The 11,279-nt window shown below is 26.9% G+C and carries 6 protein-coding genes; 5 read left to right on the plus strand and 1 reads right to left on the minus strand.

Going from position 1 to position 11,279, the window contains the following annotated elements:
• Window positions 1-2,675: LamG-like jellyroll fold domain-containing protein (locus BT997_RS15175; protein WP_143145220.1), on the plus strand; the 2,675-nt coding region annotated here is incomplete at its 5' end.
• A 49-nt stretch (window positions 2,676-2,724) separates the two neighbouring features.
• On the opposite strand, the gene BT997_RS15180 is transcribed toward BT997_RS15175, so the two are convergent.
• Window positions 2,725-3,414, minus strand: coding sequence for a response regulator transcription factor (locus BT997_RS15180; protein WP_072682774.1), 690 nt, complete (start codon window positions 3,412-3,414; stop codon window positions 2,725-2,727).
• 146 nt (window positions 3,415-3,560) lie between these two features.
• On the opposite strand from BT997_RS15180, the gene BT997_RS15185 reads away from it, so the two are divergent.
• From BT997_RS15185 to BT997_RS15200, 4 genes are read left to right on the plus strand one after another with little or no spacing between them, the layout of a single operon-like run.
• On the plus strand, window positions 3,561-5,210 hold the full coding sequence (locus tag BT997_RS15185; RefSeq protein ID WP_072682775.1) for a TolC family protein: 1,650 nt from the start codon (window positions 3,561-3,563) through the stop codon (window positions 5,208-5,210).
• Window positions 5,211-5,228: 18 nt separating this feature from the next.
• The gene (locus BT997_RS15190) at window positions 5,229-7,403 is read left to right on the plus strand and encodes a type I secretion system permease/ATPase (RefSeq protein WP_072682776.1); all 2,175 of its coding nucleotides are present in this window, start codon (window positions 5,229-5,231) and stop codon (window positions 7,401-7,403) included.
• Between the two features lies 1 nt (window position 7,404).
• On the plus strand, window positions 7,405-8,748 hold the full coding sequence (locus tag BT997_RS15195) for an HlyD family type I secretion periplasmic adaptor subunit (protein ID WP_072682778.1): 1,344 nt from the start codon (window positions 7,405-7,407) through the stop codon (window positions 8,746-8,748).
• Window positions 8,749-8,756: 8 nt separating this feature from the next.
• Entirely contained in the window at window positions 8,757-11,165 is a 2,409-nt protein-coding gene (locus BT997_RS15200) for a hypothetical protein (protein WP_072682777.1), read from the plus strand.
• Window positions 11,166-11,279: the final 114 nt, after the last annotated feature.

Raw genomic sequence — 11,279 nt, forward strand, 5'->3', positions numbered from 1 at the left:
CATATGAAACAAATACAATGAGAATCATCAGTGATGATGATACAGTAGCAGGACTAAATGGGAATTCTGGATATGGTAATAATCCATCAGATGGAGCAGGGAGTGATAGTAAAGAATATAATCAAGTTAAAACACTTCAATTTGATGTAGGAGCAGATGGTGGAACAGTAGCATGGAATATAGCGAATAGTTCTACAGTATCAGGAGCAGTAGGTATTACATTTAGCGTAGATGCATCAGGTTCATTTATAATAACGCAAGACCAAGGTGGAACAGCAGTTGAAATTGCTAAGATAACATTAGATGAGAATACAGGTAAATATGTATATACACAAACTGGAAATGTAATACATGAAAATGATGGTAATAATACAGAGAATGAAGCATCATTTGTAATAGGATTTACAGTAACAGATGGAGATGGGGATAAAGCTGATGGTAATCTTACTTTATTAATTGATGATGATACTCCAGTAATTTTAAACGATACTGTATCAGCAGATGAAGATAGTATTGTTTATATTGATGTTTTGGCAAATGATAGTTTAGGTGCAGATAATATAGCTATGACAAGTGATCCTTTGACTAATCCAATTACAATAACAACTAATCCAACAAATGGAACAGCGGAAGTTGTTTGGAATATAGATGAAGGTAAATGGCAAATTAAATATGATTCTGATGAAAATTATAATGGGAATGATTCAATAGGTTATAAGATAACTGATGCAGATGGAGATGTTTCTCCTGAAGCAACAGTTTCTGTGACCGTTAATCCTGTAAATGATGCACCTATTGCTAATAATGACTTTGAAGAAATGCATATTAACTTTAATTCTAATTCTAGTATGGTAGTTCAAAACTCTCCTGAATTAGAGTTAGGAAAAGATAATTCTGACTTTACTGTTTCTTTCTCTATGTATCTAGATATAGATCATACAGGTGCATGGAGAAACATAATGCATAAGGGTGATACTAATTCAGAAAGAGGTCCAGGTATATGGATGCATCCAAATACAAATAAAATTCACTATACATTAAGCTCAACAACTAATTGGAATAATAATAAAAATAGCGTGGCTGAAATAGAATTGAATGAGTGGACTGAAATTAGTTATGTAAAAGAGGGACAGACTGTTAGTTTATATATAAATGGTGTTAAGGATTCAAGCTTTACCTTTACTGGAGATTCTTTAAGTAATACAGGTATCTTTAGTTTTGGAGATGATTCTTGGTATCAAGGCTTTGATGGTTCAATGGATAATATTCAAATTCATAATAAAGCTTTATCTTCTACCGAAGTAGAAGCAGTTTCTAAAGGGGAAGTAATTATTGGAGATGAGCTTGTAGCTTACTATGATTTTGAAGGTGTTAATCCATATAATGATAAATCAGGAAATGAAAATAATGGGCAAGTTCAAAATAATCCAGTTTTAGAGAATAGTTTAACAACTATAGAAGAAGAACCTATTAGTATTAGAATTACAGATTTAATTGCAAATGATAGCGATGTAGATGGATCTCTTTCAGAGTTAGAATTAACTTTAGTTGCCGGAACTGAAGTTGGTGGAACAGCCGTATTAGATGGCTTAGGTAATGTAATTTTTACACCAGATTTAGATTATAATGGAAAAGCAACATTTGAGTATACCGTTACAGATCAAAACGGTACAGGCTTAACAAGTAATATTGCTACAGTTTCTATTGATGTTACTCCTGTTGATGATGCTCCAGAATTTAATTATAATACTGTTGCTCCATTCCCTCAACCGGTATTTTCAGAATATTACTCTTCTGAAGATGGAAGTGAAAAAACATTTGCAGTTGGAGATACTAGTGATCAAAGGACAGATACTATATTGTCTTTTAATAATGAATTAACAATGATCGCTTGGGTTAAGTTTGATTCAGTTATTAATACATCTAGTAATGAAAGAATACTTGAACTTAGTAATAGTAATGGTTGGCTAGATAGTACAGCCATTGCATTAGGAAATGGTACAGATGATAAATTACTTAGAGTATGGACAAATGATGAATCAAGTTCTGAGAAATCAGTAGAATTACAATATGATATTTCTAGTTTATTAGGTGATGAAACTTATCATCAAATTGCATATAGTATTAGTAATGCTTCATTAGATTTATATATTGATGGAGTTTTAGTTGATAATTCAGTTTTAACTAATCCTATTGATATAATTGATGCTTCAAAAATTAATATTGGTGGATATGATGGAGGTTCTGGACATGCACCAAATGCATCAATTGATAATATAGAAGTTTATGATATAGTATTAACAGCTAATCAAATTGGTGAATTATATGATCAAACTGTTACAGTCACTGATGTAGATGGTGGCGAAATTGATATGGTTTCATTATTAGCTAATGCAACTTCAGAAATTGGAGATAATTTAGATACGATTGATTTAACATCAGGCGATCATATTTTATCAAATATAGATTATTTAGATGTTATTGCAATGACTGATGCTGATAATACATTAAAAATTATTACAGATGGAGATTCAAGTACAGGAGATAAAGTTAAATTAGATACAGCTGATTGGAGTCCTTCAACAACGCCTGATGCTGAAGGATATACAACTTACACTTCGACAACAGATAATACGGTCAAATTATTAATTGAAGCAGATAACGTAGAGATTTAATAACTTTGCAAAAAAAGGGCTGGTTTTTTAAACTAGCTCTTTTTTAAATTTAAGTTAGTTGATAACCAATTCCAAATACATTTTTTATAGAATCTTTTCCAATTTTATTTCTTAATCTCGAATAAAGTGATTTAAAAGCTGATTCAGTTATTTCTTCATTTGCCCATAAGTAATTCTCTATGTCTTCTCTACTTAAAGTTTTATGCTTATTTGCAAGGAAAAGTTCTAGTAATCTAAACTCATTTTTTGTTAACTTTGTTGTATTTTTTCCTTCAGTAAATATTGTTTTTTCATGATAATCATATATGCTTCCATTCTGAAGACTAATTGTCACATTTCCATGGTTTACAATGTGTTTTGCTGTTTGATTAAGTGCAAAAATTAGATTTTCAATTTTTACAGGTCTTATAACAAAATCGATTACTTGTATTCTAATTGCTTCAAAAAGGTATTTTTCATTCTTCTCTTTTGATAATATTATAATAGGTACACTATGATTTATTTTTCTTATCTTTTTACATAAGTCTATACCATTTATATTTGATAAATTTATATCTGTAACTATTACATCTGGATGTTCTATTGAGAATATTTTGTATGCTCTCTCGGCAGAGTGTGAGATTATTATTTTATGAAAAAAATGTTCTAAAACACTGACTTCTTTTGGTGAAATATTTATCTCTTTTGAAACAAATAATACTTTCAAACTCTTTAATATATCTTTTAATGAATAGCCCATAATCTCATTTCCATATTTTAGTTACAATTCAATTATAATTAAATGAAATTAAAGCTATCTTAAAGCTTTATATGCTAAATTTGAGGATAGTAGCATAAAATATTTTCTTTGAGAAAATTATTTTTTATTAGAATTAGGGGTCTAAAATGAAAAAATGCATGATAAAATTAAGTCTGCCAACAATAATATTAATAAGTTCAACTTATTTATATGGTAATACACTTCAAGAGGTTGTAGAACATACAATGACAAACAATCCAAAAGTTTTGTCAACATTAAAAAATAATGATGCATACAAATTGTACATTGATGAAGCAGAAGGTGGTTATTATCCAAAATTAGATTTAACTGCATATGTAGGAACAAAAAGGACAAAAACTAGTCCTGATATAGGAAATAAGACAGAATCAGATACTCAAGGGTATAACGCACAGTTAGATTTTGAACAACTTATTTATGATGGTGGATTGACTAGTGGTCAAATTGATGAAGCTCAATATAGGTATAACTCAAATAAATATTTAAATGAAAGTATTGTGGATGATATTATTTATGATAGTGTTGATTCTTATTTAAATTTAGTTAAATATAAAAATAGGTTAGATGTTGCTAAAAAAAGTTTAGCTATTTATGAAGATTATTTGATAACTGCAAAAGAGACTGAAGAGATTAGTGGAGAGTCCTTACAGAAGGCTCAAGTCAATGCAAAAATACATTTTGCCAAGAATAGTATGTATGCAGATACAAATAATAATCTAAGAGCAGTAAGTTCATTTACAAAAAATGTTGGTATAGCTCCCGATGGAAAATCTTGTAGACCAAATATCAATAATTCAAGAGTTCCTACAAGTTTAAAAACATTAATTGATGATGTTTTAGTTACTAATCCTTTAATTTTAGAACAAGTTGAAAATATAAAAGAGCAAAGAGCTATTTTAAATCAAAAAGATGCAAGTTTCTATCCAACAATTAAGTTTAAGGCACAAGGTATTTTTGATAAAGACTTAGTTACAGAAGATGAACGAACGCAAGTTTATACTGCAAGAATTGAATTAGCATATAACCTTTTTAATGGAAATAAAGATAAATCATCATCTATGAGAGAAAAAATATTTTTACAAGAAGCACAAAAAAATCTTGATACAGTTACTACTGAAGTAGTGGATGAAACTACCGCTTCATATAATACTTTTGTATACTCTAAAAAAAGAGTAACTGAATTAGAAGCATATATTAAAGACAATGAAAATATTTTATCTATCTATAAAGATCAATTTGAAGGCGGAACTAGAACTTTTATTGATGTTTTAAATATAGAAAGAGATCTAACAAGTGCGAAACAAGATCTAATAGATGCCGAATATGATTTAGACTCTGCTTACTTTCAAGTTTTTACAAAGTTAGGTGGAATCGAAGAAGCTGTAGTAAATGCAAATGTTGAAGCTTGTACTGAAACAAAGCCAAAAATGGAAGAAAGAGTACAAGTAGTTGAAACAACATCTGATGATGTTCAAGCTATGTTAGCTGATGAATCTACATCACTTCCTCCTGCTGCAAATATTGAAGGTACTTATGGTTTATATATAGTTGCATATAGAAATATTACGAGAGCTGAAGAAAGTTTAGGAAAAGCAAAAAATATTCTTGGCGAAGATATTAATATTAAACTTGAACCTGCAAGAGGTTATAATAGTGTAGTGATTTATAATATATCTACAATGGATGAAGTTAAAACTATTCAATCTAAAATTGATGGAAATTTCCCAGGGTCATATATTAGAAAATTTACTAAATAATATTATTTAGGATAACCTTTGGAAGATATAAACAACGAGTTTGATAATATCGTTGAAAATAGAGAAGTAGATACTCTTTTAGAGTCTCTACTTTTTTTATCGAAATTTCACAAAAGAGTAGCTTCTTCTGAGTCTCTGGTCTCAGGTCTTGCAATACATGGTTCAATTATGAACCCATCAATGTTTATAAAGTCAGCAAAAAGAATTGGACTTATAGCAAAACCTATAAAAAGAAAAATTGAACATATTGAAAATATGTCACTTCCTGCAGTTGCCCTTTTTAATACAAATAAGGCATGTGTAGTTTTAAATGTAAATTTACAAGAAAATCAAATAACAGTGATAATACCAGATGTTAGTTTAGGCGAAATCACTATCTCTTTAAATGATTTTAGAAAAGAATATAGTGGAAACTTATTAATTATAAAACCTGCCTATAATTTTGAGAATAGAGTACATAAAGATGTAAAAGTATACGAAGCCAAAAAATGGTTTTGGAGTACAATGAGAAAGAACTTTAAAATCTATTATCTAGTTATTTTAGCTGCAATTATGATTAATCTATTTGTAATAGCAGTACCTCTTTTTACTATGAATGTATATGATAGGGTTTTGCCAAATAAAGCTGTAGATACTCTATGGGTATTAGTCTCGGGAATTGCTATTGTTTTAATATTTGATTTTATATTGAAACTCTTGCGAGCACATTTTATTGAGCAAGCAGGAAAACGTGCTGATATACGAATGTCAAGTCTTATTTTTGATCAACTTTTAAATATCAAGTTGAATGCTAAGCCTCCATCTACAGGTATGTTTGTTAGTAGACTTCAATCTTTTGAAAGTGTTAGAGAGTTTTTTACAACAGCTACGATAACTGCATTTGTAGACTTTCCTTTTGTAATTATATTTATCTTTATAATCTTTTTTATTGGTGGCCCTTTAGGATATGTATCTATTGTTACTATTTTTATTGCAATTAGTTTTTCATGGATTATGCAAAGACCAATAAAAGATACAATATTAAAGTCAGCAAAAGAAGATCAAGTAAAGCAAACAGTTCTAACTGAAGCTGTAACTGGTTTAGAAATCATTAAAAGTGTAAGGGCTCAAAATAGAATGAGAACACACTGGGAAAAATCAATTTCTCAAACTTCTTTTTATGGTAATAAATCACATTACTTATCCCAAGTAGTGACATATTTTGTAGGATTTATATCTCAACTATCTAGTATAGGAATAGTTGCAGCAGGAGTATTACTTGCAAATGAAGGTCAGATAACTATGGGGGCAATTATTGCTTCTATGATATTAAATGGTAGAGTAATTGCTCCTGTATCTCAAATAGTTGGTATGATTATTAGATTAGATAGAACTATGATATCTCTTAACAATATTGATGAGATTATGAATATGCCAGTGGAAAGAAGTGAAGAACAGCATTATTTAAGTAGACCAGATTTAAACGGAGATATAATTTTTAAAAATATATCTTTTTCTTATCAAGATCAAAATTTCAATGTATTGAAAGATATTAATTTTACTATTAAACAAGGTGAAAAAGTAGGGATTATTGGAAAAATTGGTTCTGGAAAATCTACTATTGCAAAATTATTGATGAATTTATATGAACCTACAGAAGGTTCAATATTAGTTGATAATACAGAACTTAGACAAATTGATCCGGTTGATTTAAGAAGATCTATTGGTTATGTTCCTCAAGAACCTTTTCTATTTATGGGAACGATAAAAGATAATATAACTATTGGAGACCAGTTTGCTACTGATGAAGAGATTTTAAAAGCTTCAAAAATATCTGGTGTTCATGATTTTCTAGGAAAACATCAGTCAGGATATGATTTACAAGTAGGAGAAAGAGGTGAAGGTTTGAGTGGTGGTGAAAGGCAATCCGTTACTTTAGCACGTGCACTTGTATCCAATCCAAATATACTAATATTAGATGAGCCTACAAACTCTATGGATGATTTAAGTGAAGAAGCATTTAAGAGTAAGTTAGCTCATATTGTACAGGATAAAACAGTTGTTGTAATAACACACAGACCGTCAATTTTGTCAATTGTAGATAGATTAATTGTAGTTGATGATGGAAAAATAATTGCTGATGGGCCAAAAGCAAAAATTATAAGTTCATTTGCAAATAGTCAAAAAATTACTAAGAGAGTATCAAGAGATTAATATGAGAAATGAAGAAGACATAAGTTTTGTAAATACACTTTACGCTCAAGAAAATGCAAAAATAAATGGAAAAGCTTTACTTTTATTCTTTTTAATATTTATTTTTTTTTCTTTTGCAATTTATTGGGCATATATTTCTCTTATAGATGAATTAGCAAGAGGTGAAGGTAAAGTAATACCTTCTGAAAAGATACAGACTATTCAGAGTTTAGATGGTGGTATAATCTCAGATATCTTAGTTAGTGAAGGTCAAATAGTAAAAATAAACCAACCTCTAATGAAAATTGATACTACAAGGTTTCAGGCTTCACTTGAAGAGAATAAAAAGACATATTATCATTTACTTATTACAAAAATTAGACTAGAAGCCGAATCTCAAATAGATATTTCTAAAACTATACCAGAACTTAAATTTTCCAAAGAAATTCTTTTAGAAGCAAAAGTTTTTGCAAATGATGATCAGAATCTTTTTAGGAAAAGAATAGAAGAACTAAAAAGTACAGTTAGAATTCTAGATGGACAATATAAACAGAAAAAGCAAGAACTTATAGAGACAAAAAGTAAAAGTTATCAGTTAAGTAGAAGTTTAAAGATCCTTGCAGAAGAAAGAGATACTATTGCAAAATTAGTTGCAAGAAGATCTAGGTCGAATGTTGATTTATTAAAATTAAAAAAAGAATATAGTCAGCTTGATGGAGAATTAAGATCAACTAGATTATCCATTCCAAGACTTCAATTTGCAATACAAGAAGCTAGAAATAGAAAAGAAGAAAAAGTAAAAATTTTTAAATCTGAAGTTTTAAATGAACTTCAAAAAATAAATACAGAAATAAAGAAATATGAATCTAAACTTGTTTCAGACGAAGACAAATTATCAAAAACAATTCTAAATTCACCTGTAAATGGGATTATAAAACAAATTAATGTTAATACTGTTGGTGGTGTAATTAAATCAGGTATGGATTTAATTGAAATTGTTCCTTCTAGTGAAATTTTACTTGTTGAAGCAAAAATTGATCCTAAAGATATTGCATTTATTAATCCTAAACAAGAAGCTATTGTAAAGATTACGGCATATGATTTCTCTATATATGGTGGATTAGAAGGTAAAATTGTTGAAATTTCTGCAGATAGTATTAAAGATAAAGAATCAAAAGATGATAAAAGTTATTATAAAGTAGTTGTAAAAACTACGAAAAACTATTTAGAAAAAAATGGAGAAAAATTACCAATTATACCAGGTATGATTGCTTCAGTAGATATTAAAACAGGAAAGAAAACTATCTTAGATTTTATATTAAAACCTATTTTGAAAACAAAAGAAAATGCATTACATGAGAGATAAGGCTTAAAATGTTAAATATAGATAATGAACTACTTGAAAATATAAATTCAAACGCACTTTTTCCTATAGATAATGATACTTTTGAAATAACAAATTTAATTAAAGCGTATGAGTTAGAAGTTGATAGTTCGATTATTAATACTATTGATATTCAATATGAAACTGTTTTAAACTTTATAATTGGTTTATATTTAGAAAATCAAGTATTACCTTCTGATTTAAGAGAACTTGTAAAGAATAGTTATAACTATAAAATATTTTTATTAGAAAATATAAAAAATAGAATGAAAAATATTATTAAGGAAAATTCAGTTCATCTTTTTAAAGAAATATTTATTATTTTAAATCTTTTGTCAAATGGAAATAAGTATAGTTTACTGACAGATGAAAATATGTTTTCAATTGAAGAGTTACATTTATTTTTAAATGATTATGAAGATATAGTTTGTGAACAATTTATTAAAAATGATAAACAAAATTTCGATTTATCTTTTAAATATTATCTTGCATTGCTTGAAGTTTTAAATGAAATCTGTGTTATTAATTCATTAGATATACAAAGAAGAAAAAATATTAATGGAATTCTTGAACTGATTACAAATACTATATCAAATACAAAAAATAAAATTCAACTAGAAGAAAATGATATAAAATCTTTGAATAGTATATTAGGAAAATTGCTTTTATACTTTACTAATATGACTTATATATCTATTGATACAAACAATAAAGATATAGTAATCCAAAAATATGCTTTTATGTTAAATAAAATTTATGATGGATTTAAGCTTTTAAATTGTGAAGAGAAGTACTATTTATCTTTCTTAGATAAAATTACAACACTTATTTTAACATTAATATATAAGTTAAAAACGAAACTGCATATAGAAAATATTGACTTTTCTGATTCAAAAGATTTAGAAGACATTTTTATTTTATATAATAAGAGTGTAAATATTTCACAGCATATTAATGTATCTGATATTAATGATTTTAGAGAAAAACTATTAGAGAATTATAAATATTTATATTCTAATACGACAAATGTTAGTTTAGATGAGTATAGTGACCCTATAGAGTTTTTTATTAGTTTAGATGAAATTTCAAATATTGATATGTTAATTATTCATAATATTGTTTTGTATAGTGATGATATTGAAAAAAGAAAATTAGATTCACTTGTAAAATCATTATTAGAAAAGAATAAGTTTGATAACGATTATTATGAGTTTTATAAATTAAGAATAATAGATAGAATAATACAAAAGTATATATCTTTAAAGATTAGTACTTCTGAAAATAGTTATATAGAAGAAATCATAAAATATATTGAAAAAAATAATCTTGTCTCACATTTAATGAGTATGTATGCAAAAATATACCTAAGTTTATCTCTTTATTTTTCATATGAAAAAGAAGAAAACTCTCAAACAAAATCAAAAGACTTCTATTTTATTTATCAGAGATTGGACAATAATAACTTTTTAGACAAAGAGTTTTATACAATAAACAAGCAAATAATTTATAATTATGCAAGCACTTATTTTAAACAGTTTAATTTTAGGAATCAGATTAGGTTTTCAAATAATGAATATTTACGAGTAGGAAAAGATTTAATTAATAAATCAGTTGAAATAAAAGAATTAAATTTAAAAAATGCATCATTATTATATATAGAAGGTTTGATAAAAGATATCTTAGATATTAGTGAACCAAATGATATATGGCTAAATGAAAAAATTGAAATACTTATTTCTGAGAATATATTTTTTGGTTCTGCAAAAGTAAAAATAGAACTAAATGATGAAAAATTTAATATCTTAGAAATTGGATTTGATAGATATAAGATAAATATTCAAGATGACTATTATTTGGTTTTATATTATTCTAGTTATTATAAAATAGCTTTTGAAAAGATTTTAAATAAAAATAAAAAATTTATTGAATTAAATGTAAAAAACATTTTTAAATCTTATATTAATAGTATACCTTCTTATACTGATGTAATAACAAAATTACCCAATATTAATAAATTAAAAAGTGATTTAAAAAAGATTTCTGATAAAAAAATTACATTTTTTGAAATTTATTTAGATTCTCTAGTTGAATTTTCAGAATCATATAATATTAAAGCTTCAAATGAATTCTTTAAGGCAATTACTTCTGAAGTAAATGAAAAATTTGATACATACAGATTATTTGGACCTAAAATAGGTATGATTTTAGATGAAAATAAAGACTATCAAGAAATAGTAGATTTCCTAAAGAATTTAAAAATAAACTTTAAAAATGAAGAAAAAGATATAAAATTAACAATTGCTATATCAATTGGAACAGCAGACAAAATTTTAGATAAATCTTTTTATTCTCTTTCATCAGCGAAAATATCGAATGATAAACTATATATATTTGAATAAAAGAAGGCTTAAAAGTAGTAAAAGCAAAAGAAATTAAGAATTTAAGCCAGTACTAAGAAAAAACCCTTGACAAGAGAGAAAAAATCTATTATAATTCCCGTCCAAAAACAGAGG

This window comes from Arcobacter sp. LA11, from assembly GCF_001895145.1.
Lineage (GTDB): Bacteria > Campylobacterota > Campylobacteria > Campylobacterales > Arcobacteraceae > Halarcobacter.

What these genes read in the sequence shown, in the direction of transcription:
- BT997_RS15180 (WP_072682774.1), bottom strand. Translation starts at nt 3,414, where the DNA reads ATGGGCTATTCATTAAAAGATATATTAAAGAGTTTGAAAGTATTATTT.
- BT997_RS15185 (WP_072682775.1), top strand. Translation starts at nt 3,561, where the DNA reads ATGAAAAAATGCATGATAAAATTAAGTCTGCCAACAATAATATTAATA.
- BT997_RS15195 (WP_072682778.1), top strand. Translation starts at nt 7,405, where the DNA reads ATGAGAAATGAAGAAGACATAAGTTTTGTAAATACACTTTACGCTCAA.
- BT997_RS15200 (WP_072682777.1), top strand. Translation starts at nt 8,757, where the DNA reads ATGTTAAATATAGATAATGAACTACTTGAAAATATAAATTCAAACGCA.